Annotated in this window: 14 protein-coding genes; 3 read left to right on the forward strand and 11 right to left on the reverse strand. The window is 38.8% G+C overall.

Annotated elements, in window-relative coordinates; genetic code table 11:
* Positions 1 to 31: 31 nt before the first annotated feature.
* From uspE to ccoN, 11 genes are all read right to left on the reverse strand, one after another.
* Positions 32 to 958, reverse strand: a complete 927-nt coding sequence (gene uspE / locus P3J6_RS10665) for a universal stress protein UspE (RefSeq protein WP_138607047.1) — start codon at positions 956 to 958, stop codon at positions 32 to 34.
* Positions 959 to 1,120: 162 nt separating this feature from the next.
* Complete coding sequence (locus P3J6_RS10670; protein WP_198522983.1) at positions 1,121 to 2,275, reverse strand: right-handed parallel beta-helix repeat-containing protein; 1,155 nt, start codon at positions 2,273 to 2,275, stop codon at positions 1,121 to 1,123.
* A 200-nt stretch (positions 2,276 to 2,475) separates the two neighbouring features.
* Positions 2,476 to 3,213, reverse strand: a complete 738-nt coding sequence (locus P3J6_RS10675) for an FNR family transcription factor (protein WP_138607043.1) — start codon at positions 3,211 to 3,213, stop codon at positions 2,476 to 2,478.
* Positions 3,214 to 3,255: 42 nt separating this feature from the next.
* Positions 3,256 to 3,927 (reverse strand): sulfite exporter TauE/SafE family protein, encoded by a 672-nt coding sequence (locus P3J6_RS10680; protein WP_198522984.1) that lies wholly within the window; start codon positions 3,925 to 3,927, stop codon positions 3,256 to 3,258.
* Complete coding sequence (ccoS, locus tag P3J6_RS10685; protein WP_008109812.1) at positions 3,920 to 4,087, reverse strand: cbb3-type cytochrome oxidase assembly protein CcoS; 168 nt, start codon at positions 4,085 to 4,087, stop codon at positions 3,920 to 3,922. The genes P3J6_RS10680 and ccoS overlap by 8 nt, the downstream gene beginning before the upstream one ends.
* A complete protein-coding gene (locus P3J6_RS10690) occupies positions 4,084 to 6,456 on the reverse strand; it encodes a heavy metal translocating P-type ATPase (protein ID WP_198522985.1) in 2,373 nt (790 codons plus the stop codon). Before P3J6_RS10690 ends, ccoS begins: the two co-directional genes overlap by 4 nt.
* Before the next feature lie 8 nt (positions 6,457 to 6,464).
* Positions 6,465 to 6,956 carry a FixH family protein gene (locus tag P3J6_RS10695; RefSeq protein WP_010389596.1) on the reverse strand — a complete coding sequence of 164 codons (492 nt, stop codon included), beginning with the start codon at positions 6,954 to 6,956 and terminating at the stop codon, positions 6,465 to 6,467.
* Positions 6,957 to 7,105: 149 nt separating this feature from the next.
* Positions 7,106 to 8,140, reverse strand: coding sequence for a cytochrome-c oxidase, cbb3-type subunit III (gene ccoP, locus P3J6_RS10700; RefSeq protein ID WP_010389597.1), 1,035 nt, complete (start codon positions 8,138 to 8,140; stop codon positions 7,106 to 7,108).
* Positions 8,137 to 8,322 (reverse strand): cbb3-type cytochrome oxidase subunit 3, encoded by a 186-nt coding sequence (locus P3J6_RS10705; RefSeq protein WP_010389598.1) that lies wholly within the window; start codon positions 8,320 to 8,322, stop codon positions 8,137 to 8,139. Before P3J6_RS10705 ends, ccoP begins: the two co-directional genes overlap by 4 nt.
* Positions 8,323 to 8,328: 6 nt before the next feature.
* On the reverse strand, positions 8,329 to 9,003 hold the full coding sequence (gene ccoO, locus P3J6_RS10710) for a cytochrome-c oxidase, cbb3-type subunit II (protein ID WP_008109817.1): 675 nt from the start codon (positions 9,001 to 9,003) through the stop codon (positions 8,329 to 8,331).
* Between the two features lie 12 nt (positions 9,004 to 9,015).
* A complete protein-coding gene (gene ccoN, locus P3J6_RS10715) occupies positions 9,016 to 10,449 on the reverse strand; it encodes a cytochrome-c oxidase, cbb3-type subunit I (protein ID WP_010389600.1) in 1,434 nt (477 codons plus the stop codon).
* Between the two features lie 337 nt (positions 10,450 to 10,786).
* Between ccoN and P3J6_RS10720 the strand changes: the two genes are divergently transcribed.
* The 3 genes from P3J6_RS10720 to P3J6_RS10730 all read left to right on the forward strand — a co-directional run bounded on the left by P3J6_RS10720 (position 10,787) and on the right by P3J6_RS10730 (position 16,165).
* A complete protein-coding gene (locus P3J6_RS10720; RefSeq protein WP_198522986.1) occupies positions 10,787 to 11,215 on the forward strand; it encodes a hypothetical protein in 429 nt (142 codons plus the stop codon).
* A gap of 730 nt (positions 11,216 to 11,945) precedes the next feature.
* On the forward strand, positions 11,946 to 14,690 hold the full coding sequence (locus P3J6_RS10725) for a TonB-dependent receptor (protein WP_198522987.1): 2,745 nt from the start codon (positions 11,946 to 11,948) through the stop codon (positions 14,688 to 14,690).
* A 107-nt stretch (positions 14,691 to 14,797) separates the two neighbouring features.
* Complete coding sequence (locus P3J6_RS10730; RefSeq protein ID WP_198522988.1) at positions 14,798 to 16,165, forward strand: hypothetical protein; 1,368 nt, start codon at positions 14,798 to 14,800, stop codon at positions 16,163 to 16,165.
* Positions 16,166 to 16,181 lie beyond the last annotated feature (16 nt).

Raw genomic sequence — 16,181 nt, forward strand, 5'->3', positions numbered from 1 at the left:
GCCATATGTAATATCACAGCTACAGCAAACGTTAACTTTCTGCGAGTGGACTAACATAGCCATCAGGTTTCAATGCAAGTACATCACAATCGAGGCTGTCAATAACATGCTCAGCGGTGTTACCCACTAATGCAGCACTTAAGCCGGTACGTCCCACAGTGCCAATAACCACTAACTCACTATTTAAACGATTTGCAACATCCGGTATCACATCTTCTGGCAATCCCTCTTCAATAAAGCATTGATCAGAGGTTAGGTTAAACTCATTAGCTAATTCATTGGTTGATTCAATGTGATGTTTTTTAACTGATTCGTTGTAAAGCCCGGGGTTAAACTCAGGAATTTCTATGGCAATATTTACCGGTGTAGCAGGGTAAGCATTGACTAAGTTAAGTTTAGCATTAGCCAGTTCACATAAAAATTGTGCATCTTTAATTATGCGTTTATTAAGTGATAGGTGCTGCTCATTTTCACTGACTGCATTCACAGCAGCTAAAATATTACCTTGTGCTGGCCATTGCATATCTTTAACAAATAGAACGGGCGTTGGGCATTTTCTAACTAAATGCCAGTCTGTAGGAGTAAAAATAACCGCTTTTAGTGCGCCATGTTGATGCGTACCTTTGATAACCAAGTCGTATTTATCATTGATAACGGTATTAATTATTGCCTCGTATGGGCGATTATGCCAAATAACTTGCGTATCTATATTTATATTTTGATAAGGAGAGATCAGCTCTTTAAGCCATAGCTCACGATCTTTAAGGACGGCTTGACGCATTGCTTCACGTTCATCGCCTGATAGCATAGTAGTCATTTCGTAAGAGAAATCGTAAACCGTCATAAAGGCGGTAATGCTTGCACCCGATTTTTTGGCTAAATCTATTGAACGCGCGAGGGCATTTTGATCGTCTTTAGTTGGATCAATAACCGCGATAATACGTTTAATCGTTTCCATTGTGCTACTCCATTCACTTAACAGTTATACATTTAGTGTAACGCAAATACACAACAGTTAAAGGGGGTAGCACTAAGATTATTGTTCTATATCAAGAAATAAAGTTTCTCTAATTTTAAAACTCTTTATCTTGAATAAAAGCATGTAGGGCTTTATAAAGATTTAATTATTCTCAGGTTTTATTAAAGTGTTATCTTCTACAGTGAATCCACTCATTTTTTTCACAAAGCCCACTTCAGGTAGTAAGTTATAAACGTTATCTTTAATGGTAGAAAACAGATAACTCTTTCCACCTCTACTGAATAAGTTAATAAGATACCAATATTTTTTTTCAGGATAAACGGTCATATCAACGTTAATAAAATGATTGTTATTGATATAAATGCTTCTTACGTATTTATCATCTATTAGCTCGCCGGTTACATCTGACTGTATTCTAATGCCTCCCTTAGAACGTAAAATAGTGTTGTGAGTAAAATAAATATTTCCCCAATTAAAAGGCTCCGTTACACTTCTTGGTTTATTTGGGTAAGCATTGAGGATAAACTTATCACTGTCTATAAAGGTATTAGCAATAATTTTTACGTTAGAATAATAAGTAATTTCTATAGCAGTGCCTTTGGTGTTTTTGAAAGTGTTATATCTTACTAGAGCCTTTGATACAGGTTTAACCGTTGCAAATTTCAATGATCCCTTCAATCCCTCAAAAATATTATCTTCAACTGTAATATCATGCGTACCTCCATAGTTATTATTCCACGGGTGAGTAGTTGTTACTTGTGTGACATTTTCAAAGTAATTATTACGAATATCAATTCTGAAAGAATTTATATTCGCATCATGGGATGATAAATGTGAAGATGTTGCTCTTATAGCCGCATCACCAAAATCATAAAAGTGATTATGTTTAATTGAAATATCTTCGGAGCCTGCAAAAAGGATACCTTGCTCACCCCAAACATAATTAATTTTGTCTGTCGTTAACCCTCTAAAAATAAAACCATTAATTTCTATGAAGCGTGAATTATAAAAGGATAAAATATATTCTCCTTCAAATTGGTCACACTTTTTTAGTATAACGCCAGCATTAGCGGTGATAGTAATGTTACTAAGGTTTCTGACGATAATAGCTGAACATATATCGTAAACTCCTGGTTTGTCTATTTTAAGCTCAGAGTTTTCTGCAGTGTTTAAAATCAAGTCTTTTAGTGCTTGTGAGTCATCAATTCCATCATCGGGGATCATAGAGCTTGATACTTGACTACTAAATAAAATACTTAAAGAAAGAGTGATAAATAGAAATAAAGAATAAGGCATAAGATTGTTCTTCTATATAAGAGTGTAATAGGACGTAGTTGCTTTTATGTTAGAAAATGAGCTAGATAAGTAATTATCTTCATCGACTCTTAAAAGTGAATGGTTAATACCTCTACTCAAAGTGTTAGTAGAGATAGAGCATAATTGCAATAATTACGCTCTGATTTAGGGGGGATTAATTTTAAAATGAGAAACTATTATTAACGGGGTTTTATAATAGCAGCTGTTTTTGCAAGCGCGTCATTATCTAAAATAGTAATAAACTTACCTTCTACTTTGATTAAATCTGCTTTTTGAAAACGGCTCAATAAACGGCTAATAGTTTCAACAGTTAAACCAAGGTAGTTGCCAATTTCACCGCGGGTCATGGTAAATCTAAATTCTTTACGTGAAAAACCACGTTCACCAAAACGCTCTGATAAATTATAAATAAAACTCGCTAGACGCTCTTCGGCAGACTTCTTATTGAGTAATAGCAGCATTTCTTGATCGTAGGTTATTTCACTACTCATTAAGCGCATAATTTGTTGGCGTAGCTTAGGCAACTTACCAGCGAGTTCATCAAGGGTATCAAAGGGGATTTCACATACCATTGAGGTTTCTAGTGCTTGAGAAAAGCTTTGGTGCTGCATTTTATTAATGGCATCAAATCCAACAAGGTCGCCAGCTAAATGAAAGCCTGTAATTTGTTCATCGCCTTGCTCAGACAATGTATACGATTTAAACGAACCCGAACGAACCGCAAAAATTGCATTTAAAGGCGCGCCCGATTCAAATAAGTAGTCACCTTTGTGTAATGGTTTTTTTCGCTCAATGATCTCATCAAGTTTATCCATTTCTTGGCCATTTAAAGAAAATGGTAAACATAACTGGCTAATACTGCAGTTATTACAGCTAATGGCACAATTACCTTTAGCACGACTTTGAGAAAAATCCATAAGTTCAATCCGTTAAATTTCTATGCACGACATTTTATAATGTTAATGCACTAGCTTATCTGTTGCAATGATCAGAAGGTAGATACCATACCAAATGATAACACTGCCTAATGTTATTCGTGTCCATGGGTGATTAAAAAGCGTATTTAGCTTTTGTGCAGCTATGCCTAAGGTGATCATGGCAGGAAATGTGCCTAGGGCAAATGCCAGCATAACTAAAGCACCATTAATGGCACTGCCACTGGTCATTGCCCAAGTAAGTGCAGAATATACTAAACCGCACGGTAACCAGCCCCATAACGCACCATAACCAAGCGCTTTTAGAGGCGAATCAATGGGCATTAAATACTTATTAAGTTTAATTAAGTGCTGCCAAATGAGGGTTTTACCTAGTTTTTCGAGCCACTGTAAGGTGGCGGCTAGGCGCATAATATAAACGCCAACCAGTAACATAAAAATACCGGCTAAAAATGACAAAAATAATGAAAAGGCAGAATTTTGCGTGGCAAACTGGCTACTAATACCCGCAACAAGGGCTCCTGCAAGCATATAACTCAAAGCTCGACCGCTGTTATAAGCTAGAGAATATAACCACGTTTGACGTTTGTTGCTGGCAAGCTGTAACGAACTGGCAATACCGCCACACATAGCAATGCAATGGCCACTGCCAATTAAGCCCATTAAAAAAGCGCTAACAAAAACAGGGTCAATCATTACTTTTATTGTGCTGCTCTTTGTCGTCTTCAAACAAAATACTATGGCCTTGCTTGTTTAAATCAGAGAATTGCTCGCCTTTTACTGCCCAAAAAAATACGCCAATAGCAATTAATACAAACAAAATAGCGATAGGAACTAAAATATAAATTATGCTCATAACTTTAATAGCCTTAGTGAATTACATATCACAATAATAGAGCTGGCAGACATACCAATAACGGCCATCCATGGCGCAACTAAGCCCATAGCCGCTAGCGGTAATATAGAGCCATTATATAATAAAGAAAGCGCCAAGTTTTGCTTAATTATACGTCGTGTTTGTTTAGCAATAGTTAACAAATGCGAGATAGAAGCTAAGTCACTGTTTAGCAATACAACATCAGCACTATTTTTAGATATATCGGCACCGGTTTCCATGGCGATAGATAAATGGGCGCTGGCAAATACTGGGCTGTCGTTTACGCCATCACCAACCATAGCAACAATTTCACCTTGCGATGACCAGCGTTCAACTGCGACTTGTTTATCTTTTGGACTGCAGCTTGCAAGTGCTGAATCAAGCTTTAATTTTTTAGCGACTTTGGCACCGGCATCAGATGCATCACCAGTCAGCATATGGCAACTAAGGTTAGCCGCTTGTAAAACATTAATGAGCTTATCGGCATCAGCTTTAACTTTATCTACAAAGTAAAAGCGTGCAACAGCCTGCTTGTTTATGTAAAGCGTTGCTTGTGCATTGGTTTTTTTTGTGTCAAACCAGCCACTTTTACCAATAGCGTAATGGGTATTATCGAACTGAGCGCTTATCCCAATGCCTGGATGCAGTTGTACATCGTCAAATTTACGTTGTCCCTTAAACTCCTTAAATGCGCTGGCAATAGGATGTTCAGAGTAACTTTCAAGCTGGGCTGCAATATCAAGAATTTGCTCTTTGCTGTAGTTATCATCAAGTATGTCAACCACGTCGAGGCTAAATTTACCTTGTGTAAGCGTACCGGTTTTATCAAAGGCAAATAAAGTGAGCTTTGATAGAGTTTCTAGCACATGTGCTTGCTTAATCAGTATACCTTTGCGGGTTAAGGTTGCTACAGCACAGGTTAACGCGGTGGGAATTGCTAAGCTTAATGCGCACGGGCAAGTGGCCACTAACACCGATATAGTGATCCAAAAAGCAACATCAGGGTCTACCTGGTACCAACCAATGGCGGTTAGAGAGGCAAACACCAATAATACAGCAACAAACCACTGCGCCACTTTGTCGGTAATTTCAACCAGTCTTGGGCGTTTTGTTAGGGCATTATGTTGCAGGCGAATAATTTGATTAAGTAGGGTGTTTTGGCCTAGTTTATTGATTTTTATTTCAATAATACCATCATGATTCACCGTACCCGCATACACATTATGATCAATATACTTTCGTACTGGTTGATGTTCGCCGGTCATCATAGACTCATCAACACTGGTACTGCCTTTAACCAATATGCCATCAGCAGGAATGGTTTCACCAGCCTTTATTAACACAATATCGTTAAGTTTGAGTTTTTTGGCGGCAATGATGTGCTCATTACCTTGCTCATCGAGCGTACGTGCAGTAAGGGGTAACAACTTTTGCAAGTTGGCAGTGAATTCACTGGCCTTTAAACGCGCTCTAAATTCTAAGTATTTACCTAGTAAGAGTAAAAAGGTAAACATACAAATAGATTCAAAGTAAACTTCGCCTACTTCCATTACGGTGGCATAACAGCTGGCGCCATAAGCACCAAAAATAGCCAATGATACTGGTAAGTCCATATTCAGCTGCTTTGCCTTTAAGCCGTTAATTGCGTTACTTAAAAAGGGAAGGGCGCTGTATAAAATGACTGGAGTGGCTAGAATTAAACTGATCCATCTAAAGTACTGTTCAAAGTTGCTATCCATTCCAGAGAACATGCCGAAGTACATTGCAAAGGCAAACATCATTACTTGCATGGTCATCAAGCCTGCGACACCAAGACGGCGAATATACGCTTTGGCTGTTTGTTGCTTTTGCTGGGCTTCTAAATCTGATTGGAAGGGGTAAGCTTTATAGCCTATTTCAGCCAATGAGGTAATTAGCTCACTTAAAGGCGTGGCACTTTTATCCCAGTGGATCATGGCACGATTTGTTGAGGTATTTACATCAACGCGCTTTACCGATTTAAGGTTCAATAATTGCTTTTCAATTAGCCATGCACAGGCGGCGCAGGTTATACCTTCAACACTCAGTAATACCTCAGAGTTGTCGTTGTGCGTACTAATAAACTCATCTTGGATATCTTCATTGTCATAGCTTTTAATAAAAGCGAGCTGTTCAGGGACAAGTTGCTCTACTTTGCCGGCACTTACGGTGCGGTATTTGTAGTAGTCGGTCATTCCTTGGTCAATGATGTTTTGAGCAACCGCTTGACAGCCAATGCAACACATTGGCTCAGCGGTATTGTCTATAATAACGTGTGCGTTAAACCCTGCCGGCACACTTTCAAGACAATGAAAGCAATTTTTAGACATACTAAATACTACTTATAATTAGGAGTAACTAAAACGGTGGCTGTGGTTGGTAAAGTAATACTTTCTTTCATTTTCCAACTAGCATCAACAGGCTCAATAAACACTGAGTAAGCACCAGGCGTGTAGCTTTCTAATAATGCAGTAAACTCTTGATTAGCATTTGGAGTGAGGGTAGCTTCAAAATCATGTGCTTTTATAGTGCGATGAAAAAACGATAATTTTAGCGCGTGAATATTACTGGTATCGCCTTTAGTAAATTTAAAGCTTACTCGCTCATCAGATACATTTAGGTCACCATGTAAATACAAGGCTTTTGCTTTATCAAACTTGATCAGCTCTAAGTTGATTGCTTTGCCTTTTTTATAGTAATCGTCCACAACCATATCTGGGCCGTTACCAATGGCTGTAATAAATAAACTAATGCAGCCAATAATTGCAGCTAATGGAAAGAAGATTAAAAACCAAGGCCAAAAATTTTTATACCACGGAGTCGGTTGCATAGTCGCTCTAAAATTAATTAATGTGCGGCTATATTATAATAAATAGAACGAAAAGACTAAAAAAAAGCCTCCGAGTGGAGGCTTTTTTGATCTGAATTAATCTATTGAAATAAAAAGATTAAAACTGAAACGTTTTGTTAACTTTATCGTTATTTATCTTGCGATAAGCTGTAAACGTAAGCAGTTAATAGGTGAATTTTATCTTCGCCTAAAATCTCTTTCCAAGCAGGCATTACACCAGCACGGCCATGGTTAAGTGTTTCTTCAACTGCACGTTGAGAACCACCGTATAACCAAATGTTATCAGTTAGATTTGGTGCACCAAACGGTAAGTTGTGCGCTACTGAACCTTTACCATCTGCACCATGACATGCTGCACACATCGCGAATTTCGCTTTACCTGCATCGGCATCTTTTTGGTTTACAGTACGACCAGATAGGCTAAGTACATAAGCTGTCATTTCTTTAACGCCTTGCTCACCTAATGCATCACCCCAAGGTGGCATTGCTGCAACACGGCCTAAAAGTAATGTTTCTCTGATTTTGTCAGGTGTACCACCGTATAACCAATCTTTGTCTGTTAGGTTAGGGAAGCCAGTACCACCTCGAGCATCAGAGCCATGACATTGCGCACAGTTTTGAGCAAATAAGCGCTGACCAATTTCAACCGCTAGTTGACCTTGCGTTTGCTCATGCTTAGTACCGTTTTCTAGTGCTACTTGTTGTGCTGCATCACCAGCAAATTTAGACTCTACTAAATCAGTAACAGGGATTTGTGCCAATTCATTGAAAATTGGGCCAAAACGCTCTTCAGCAGCACGATATTCTGCATCTAGCTTTACAAAGCGGCCATCTTCTTTAGCATCAATGACTGCTTCTTTCGATTCAGTTAAAGAGGTAACACCTTGATTTGAGCTGGTCCACTTTGCTAAGCCTTCCCAGTTACCTAAACCTGGGTATGCTGCTAAGTAATAAACAGACCATACAAACGTTGCGAAGAACATGTAAGTCCACCATTTTGGTAGTGGATTGTTTAATTCTTCAATGCCGTCAAACTCATGTCCACAGCTTTCACCTTCTTTTACACCTACATAGTTTTTTAAGTTCCAAACTAGTAGACCAAAGATAATGATTAAGCATGCAAGGGTTAATACAATAACCCATATACTCCAAAAGCTAGTCATTTCTCAGACCCCTTTTCCTCGTTAGAGAGTGTATTGTTGTGTTTTTTTTCATCTTCAAATATGACATTAGCAGCGTCTTTAAAACGACTTTTACTACGCTTGCTATATGCCCATCCAACAATCACAATAAATAATACTAAAATTACCAGAGTCAAAATGCCTCTGTATGTCCCGTAGTCCATAATAATCTACTTCAAATGTGTGCCAAGTTGTTGCAAATAAGCAATAAGGGCTTGCATTTCTGTTGCACCTTTACCGTCATTCATTGCGTCAACTTTAGCAATGTCAGCGATTAATTCCTCGTCACTGCCATAACCTAAACCCGGGTGTTTTGGGTTTTCTGGGTTAATAGCAAACGTGTCACGGAAAATTTGTAGCTTTTTCAGAGTCAGGCTTGTATCAAGCGTGTTCTCTGCTAACCAAGGGAAGCCTGGCATATTCGACTCAGGAACCACTGCACGTGGGTCAACTAAGTGCGCATAATGCCAGTCATCTGAGTAACGTTTACCTACACGTGCTAAGTCAGGACCAGTACGTTTAGAGCCCCAAAGGAATGGGTGATCCCATACTGACTCACCCGCAACCGAGTAGTGACCGTAACGCTCAACTTCATCACGAAATGGACGAATCATTTGTGAGTGACAGTTAGCACAACCTTCACGCACATAGATGTCACGACCTTCAAACTCAAGCGCATTTAACGGGCGTAACCCATCAACGGGTTTAGTTGTGTCGTCTTGGAACATTAGCGGAGTAATTTCCACCAATGCACCAAAGCTGATTGCGAAAACAGTCAAGATGGCCATAAGGCCGATGTTTTTCTCGATAATTTCGTGTTTATTTTGCGAATTTTTATTGCTCATTATCTGACTCCGTTATGCTAACTGCGCTTGTTCATCAAGTTCTAGCGAGTTATTTTTCGCTGAAACTGTACGATAAACGTTATAAGCCATAACCAGCATACCTGTAACGATGAATACACCGCCTAAGAAACGCATAACATAGAAAGGATGAGAGGCTTCTAACGACTGAACAAAGCTGTACATTAATGTACCGTCAGAGTTAACTGCACGCCACATTAGGCCTTGCATTACACCTGAAATCCACATTGCAACAATGTATAAAACAACACCCACTGTGTGTAACCAGAAGTGTGTATTGATTAATTTAATGCTGTACATACGACCTTGCGAGAATAACGCTGGAATAAGGTGGTAAATTGCACCGATAGAAATCATTGCAACCCAACCTAATGCACCTGAGTGTACGTGACCTACTGTCCAATCTGTGTAGTGCGATAACGCATTTACAGATTTAATTGCCATCATTGGACCTTCAAACGTCGACATACCGTAGAAAGACAATGAAACCACTAAGAAACGAAGTACCGGGTCAGTACGTAACTTATGCCATGCGCCTGAAAGTGTCATAATACCGTTGATCATACCACCCCAAGACGGCACGAATAAGATAATAGACATCACCATACCTAAGCTTTGCGTCCAATCAGGAAGCGCAGTGTAGTGAAGGTGGTGAGGACCTGCCCAAATGTAAAGCGAGATAAGTGCCCAAAAGTGAACAACCGATAAACGGTATGAGTAAACTGGACGACCCGCTTGCTTTGGTACAAAGTAATACATCATACCTAAGAAGCCAGCAGTAAGAAGAAAACCTACAGCATTGTGCCCGTACCACCACTGAACCATCGCATCAACCGCACCGGCGTAAATTGAGTATGATTTAGTTAGTGAGACTGGAACAGCCATGCTGTTAACAATATGAAGTACTGCAACAGTAATAATGAAACCAGCATAGAACCAGTTAGCTACATAAATATGAGCCACTTTACGTTTAGCAATAGTGCCCATAAATACAACAGCGTACGTTACCCAAACAACAGCAATTAAGATATCGATAGGCCACTCAAGTTCTGCATACTCTTTAGAACTTGAAATACCCATAGGTAGAGTAATTGCTGCTAGAACAATCACTAACTGCCAACCCCAAAAGGTGAAGGCGGCTAATTTATCTGAAAGAAGGCGCGTTTGACATGTACGTTGTACGACGTAATAAGACGTCGCAAAAAGAGCACTTGTACCAAATGCGAAAATTACTGCGTTCGTGTGTAACGGACGAAGTCGAGAGTAAGTTAACCATGGTGTGTCAAAGTTAAGTGCTGGCCAAGCTAGTTGGGCAGCAATCAGAACCCCAATACCCATGCCAACGATGCCCCAAATCACTGTCATAATAGCGAATTGGCGTACAACTTTATAATTGTACTCAGTTTGTGATGCTACTGTTTGGCTCATTTTCTGGCTTCCGCTGCAATAAATGCGTTTAGAAATGAATTACCTACTTGTTAAAGTAGGACCTACTATTATTCCAAAGTATACTATCTAAACCACACAACATGTGGTTGTTAAAGATAATAATCTCAAGAAATACTTGTTTTTTTTGCGGTTGAAATGATAAATTTTTTGGCCTTAAAAAGATAGGTCAATTGCGTAATAATATGACATCAATCAAACTTTATTGAGTTGCTGTCTATTTTTTGAGGTGATTTGTACCTTACTCACTCATTAAAGCCGATAATCAACCAACTTGCCCTAAATGTTGGGCCCATACATTAGATATTTGAGAACCTGCATGTATATATATAGAGTATGCTTACTTTCTTTTCTATTATTTTTACTAGGTTGTGACTTTTCTGGATCAACATCAACAGCAAAAGTAAGCCAATCGCAAACTGAGTGTAAAAATAACAAACCATGTCATTTTGAAAATCAAGTTAAGGTTTGGTTAAGCGAAGAAATCTTATCACCAGAGACACCGTTTTCAATTTATGCTCACTTACCTAATGATCTAACAATAACAGCGGCTAAATTGGAGGGAGTAACTATGTATATGGGTTACATTCCATTGCAGTTTACTAAACAAGATAATATTTGGTTAGCCGATACTATGGTTGGTATTTGCTCAGAGAAAAATATGGTTTGGAAATTAGTGCTCACTGCAGTTAATGAAAGCACTTCGGTTAACCAAACGGTTGAATATTATTTTAATGTTACTTACTAAAATGTTTTAGTTTTCAATTATTCATAATCGCACTATTTTTTGTGTAACACACTCCTGAGGCATAGTTTCTTTCCTAGCCGATGTTAGGGTCTGTTTTATGCTCAGCATAAAAAAGCTACATTCATTACTAAGTTAAAGCGCTGGGACTGTAAGCGCAATGATACCCAATAATCAAATCTGATCAGCGCTATACCAACATATGCAATAAAATACTTTTCTTCTATTACACCCTCGTTTTGCTATTACTCCTTTATAGGTATAGATCTAGATTGAAACTCTCAATAAACATAAAATTTGCACGATTAAAACTTTTAGTAAAAAAATTCAGACTAAATAAACAATCTACTTGCATAAATATGGTTAGTAATTAACACCTAGTTTTACCGTTTTAATAATGAGCTGTGATTAACATGTTAATTTACCTATTAAGGGCACATTAATGATTAAATTACATTTGATTACAAACTCCATATATTTGATTTCATCTATGTTTTTTATGTGATTGTGCTTGGTTAAGTTCATGACTTTTATCTGTTTTTATTAATTAACAATGAAACATGCTGTAACCTTTGTCCCTTTCATGGGGTACCTTAATTTTGGCTGTTTATATAGTGATCTTCCGTTAAGTTTTCGTTCAGTTAAAGGCGCCTAAGTTGCCCCCGCTCACTCAAAATTCTCATAAAAGTGAGCGTTACCAATTTAGGTAAATTTCAACAAGTAGGGTTCATCCATGAAAAAATCAACTCTTGGTTTAGCTGTAATTGCAGCAATCCCAATGTTCTCAAGTGTTCAAGTTTTAGCTGCAGACGAAGCAGTAAAGTCAATTGAAAAAATTCAAGTAACGGGTTCTCGTATCAAGCGTTCAGACATGGAAAACGCAAGCCCAGTTACACTTATCGGTGCTGATGACATTCAAGCTATGGGTGCAACAAGTATTGATAGTGTTTTACAAAAAATGACCGCTACGGGCGGTGCAATGACCAACCCAGGTATTAATAATGGTTCGGGTGGCAACGCACGTATCGATTTACGTGGCTTAGGTGCTAACCGTACATTAGTACTTGTTAATGGTCGTCGTATGATTGCATCAGGTACTGGTGCAGCATCAACGGTTGATTTAAACACTATTCCGGTTTCGATGATCAAACAAGTAGAAGTACTTAAAGATGGTGCATCTGCTGTATACGGTACTGATGCGGTAGCAGGCGTAGTCAATATTATCTTAAAAGATAATTTTGAAGGCCTAGACATGAACGTAAATTCTGCAATTACCGGTGAAGGCGATGCAACAGAAAACTCTATAGATTTCACTGTGGGTAGCTCTTTCGATAAAGGTAATATCGTTATCGGCATGCAGTACACAGATCGTGGTAAAGCAAAGCAATCAGACCGTGATTTTTCAAACTGTCCAATTGCTGAAGGTGCGAACGGTTTAAACTGTAATGGCGGTTCTGTGTACGCCGATGGCGGTCACCTTTGGCAAGACGGTATTATTGGTGATGTTAATGACAAAGGTCAGTCTATTGATGAAAAGGGAAATAAAGTAACGTCAGGGATTGCTCATAAAGATGATGGCTTAAGCGGTCAAGGCGGCTTACACCCATTTACTGATGCTGACCGTTATAACTTTGCACCAACTAGCTACTTATACACGCCAATGGAGCGTTTAAACTTAACGGGTATTGCTACGTACGAAATTAGTGATGATACAAGCTTATTCGCTGAGTTCACTTACACCAAGCGTTGGTCTGAACAGCAAATGGCACCACAACCAATTTGGTTTGGTTTTAAATATGATGAAGCAATGGGTGACTCACTTCTTGGTCAATCATACACAAGTAAAGTAGATCGCGATGGTGACGGTATTGCAGATCGTGGTGCTGACGGTGAATACATAACTGAATCTGCAAATTATGCGTATGGCGATGATATTTTCTACGGTCGCCGTATGTCAGATACTGGTCCTCGCTTCTTCGAGCAATCAGTTGATACTGTTCGTGCCGTTGTTGGTGCTGAGGGCTTTGTTGGTGATTACTCTTGGGATGTATCTGCTAACTTTGGACGTAATGACTCAGTAGATAAGCTAAGCAATTTACACAACGTAGGTTCAATTAAGAATCCTGATAACCTTGCCCATTTCGATGATGAGGGCAATGTTGTTGGTTTCAATCCACTAGATCAAGCTGCATGGGTATCTGAAGATTTCCGTAATAATGTATACACAGAAGTAAATAATGGTGGCAGCCAGTTATTTATTATCGCGGCATCTGTATCTGGCGAGTTATTTGAATTACCTGCAGGTTATGCAGCATTTGCTGCGGGTGTAGAGCGTCGTCAAGAAAAAGCGTGGTTCACACCAGATTCACTAACTGCGCAAGGCCTTGCAAATGACCCTATGGTTGAACCAACAGCAGGTGGCTTTGATGTAAACGAAGCCTATGTTGAATTTGCGCTTCCACTACTAACAGATGCACCATTTGCGCAAAATGTAGAGCTTAGTGCCGCTATTCGTGCATTCGACTACAGCACGTTTGGTTCTGATAATACATGGAAATTAGGTTTAACATGGAAAGCAAATGATGAATTAATGCTACGCAGCGTTGTTTCAACGGCTTTCCGTGCTCCAACGGTTTCAGAATTATACTCAGGTAACTCTCCATCATTTAATCAAGTTGAATTCCCTGGTGCACAAGAGCAGGCTGAAGTAACTGTTGGTGGTAATGATGCATTAACACCAGAAGAAGCTGATACATTTACTGCGGGTATCGTGTATGAACCGCAGTGGTTTGATGGTTTCTCAATGACACTTGATTACTACTCAATTGAAATTGAAAACGCAATTGCAACTGTAGACAATCAATACATTGTTGATCAGTGTTTAGCTGTAGACACTAATGCAGGTTCTGCACTATGTCAGTCAGCAAATGTAAATCTAGACTCTACGGGTCGTATTACTTTTAACAACCAATTACAAAACATTGGTTCTGAAAAGACATCGGGTGTTGATTTAAATCTTGCATACAGCTTTGAAGCAGTAGGTCTTAACTGGAAAGCGGGCTTAGATACAACTTACTTAGATGAATATGTTGTAGAAGTAACTGGTTCTCCTGTTGATTACGCAGGGTTAGTAACATCTGGTTCAGGTGGTTACGCAGATCTTAAGTCAAACCTAACCATTAATGTGTCTGGCGATAACTGGGATGCACAATACCAAATGCGTTACATCGCGGGTATGGATAGCTACGCATGTCTAAATAAAGACACGTGTTATGCACCTACAACACCATCAGTTATCTATAGTGACCTAAGTGGTAGCTACCTAGTAAATGATACTGTTTCTCTTACTGCAGGTGTAAACAACTTGTTCGATAAACAGCCTCCTTACTACACTGGTAACAATGATTCAAACACTGACCCGTACACATACGATGTACTAGGTCGTCGTTTCTTTGCAAACGTAAACGTTAAATTCTAATTTTAACTAATTAGAACCATTAAAAGGCCTAGTATTTACTAGGCCTTTTTTGTTGAACAAAATTAAAGAGGCACGTAAACTCAGGTAGATAACCAAAGGAGGCATCATTGTTAAAGCAAGACGAAAATTTATCGTTTGTTATTGAACCGCAATTATCACCGCGTGCAGAGCAGCGTCTCGATCTTTATTTTTCTATCCCAAATGAAATGGGAATTAATGCACAAACACTCAGCGAAGAGTCTTACTTTAATAACCAATTTAAATCTTTTGTAGCCTATAACGCGAATAACATTCACCTTCCATTAGTGCGAAGCCGCTTTGTGAGTAAAAACAAAGGTGAGCAGCAAGACTACCGACAAAATTTAAATTTATATTGTTATCAAGTACGTCTCGCCATTGATGCTGATATTAAAGATGCGTTAAAAATTCAAGAAAGCGATGAATTTTATCAACGGGCCATGGAGCTTTGCGAGCAAAGCCAAAGCTTACTCAGAAAACTCAGACGTTACACCCCAGATAACGAAAAGCTGATCCCGTTTTATACCAATGCTGATAATTACCTAAGTTGGCAAATTGAACAAACTTTTTTAAAGCTGCTTGATGAAGGGCCGCGCAGTAGCGATCACGCAAAAGAGCGAAATGACTTATTAAACTTTTGTAAGTCAGAAAGTGACTACCGAGCAGAGCAACAATATAATTCTGACTCAACACTTAAAGACGCCAACAGAATCACTAATAAAATGCGCCTATTGCAGCGTTTAATAGAGCATGGTGTGATTTTGCAGCGCCAAACCCGTTATCTTAATAGTTATTTAAAACGCTTGGTAAAAGGCTCTGTAACAGCCGTAATAATGGCTTTTGTGATGGTGGTTATTTTAAATGCACGTTCTACCTTTACTGAAATAACCGCTTCACTGATTTTGATTTTAGGGGTTATTTACGGGTTAAGAGAGATATTTAAAGAGGATATCACTCGTATTATTTGGCGTGCTATTGTGCGAGGGCGGCCAAAATGGCGCTTTATTTTTAAAAACAGTATTACAAAAGATAAAGTAGCGAGCCAGTTTATTTGGTTAGAATATACGCGGTTTAAAAAAATCCCTAAAGAAGTTAGGAAAATTTTCTCTAAGCGTCGTCAGCAAAATAAACAGGCGGCGCAATGGCTGCATTTTGCTAGTGAAACGCGGGTCAGTGCTAAAGAATTTTTGCCAGGCTACGATAGCTTACAACAAACATTGCAATTTAATCTTGCACCATTTGCACGTTATTTAAAAAAGGGGGAAGGGAAGCTCTACCATTTAGAAAATAATAAAATCTCTAAGCAAGGAGTTGAAAGACGCTACCAATTAAATATGGTACTCGTTCAGACTGAATCTGATAATGCGTTGTATCAGCGCTATAAAATCACTTTAAATCGCAGTAAAATTGTTAATATAGAGCTGATTTACACCAGCGACAGTAAAAAAGAGGAATAACACAGGTTATTCCTCT

Origin of the sequence: Pseudoalteromonas sp. 3J6 (genome assembly GCF_903995135.1) — a bacterium.
Classification (GTDB): Bacteria; Pseudomonadota; Gammaproteobacteria; order Enterobacterales; family Alteromonadaceae; genus Pseudoalteromonas.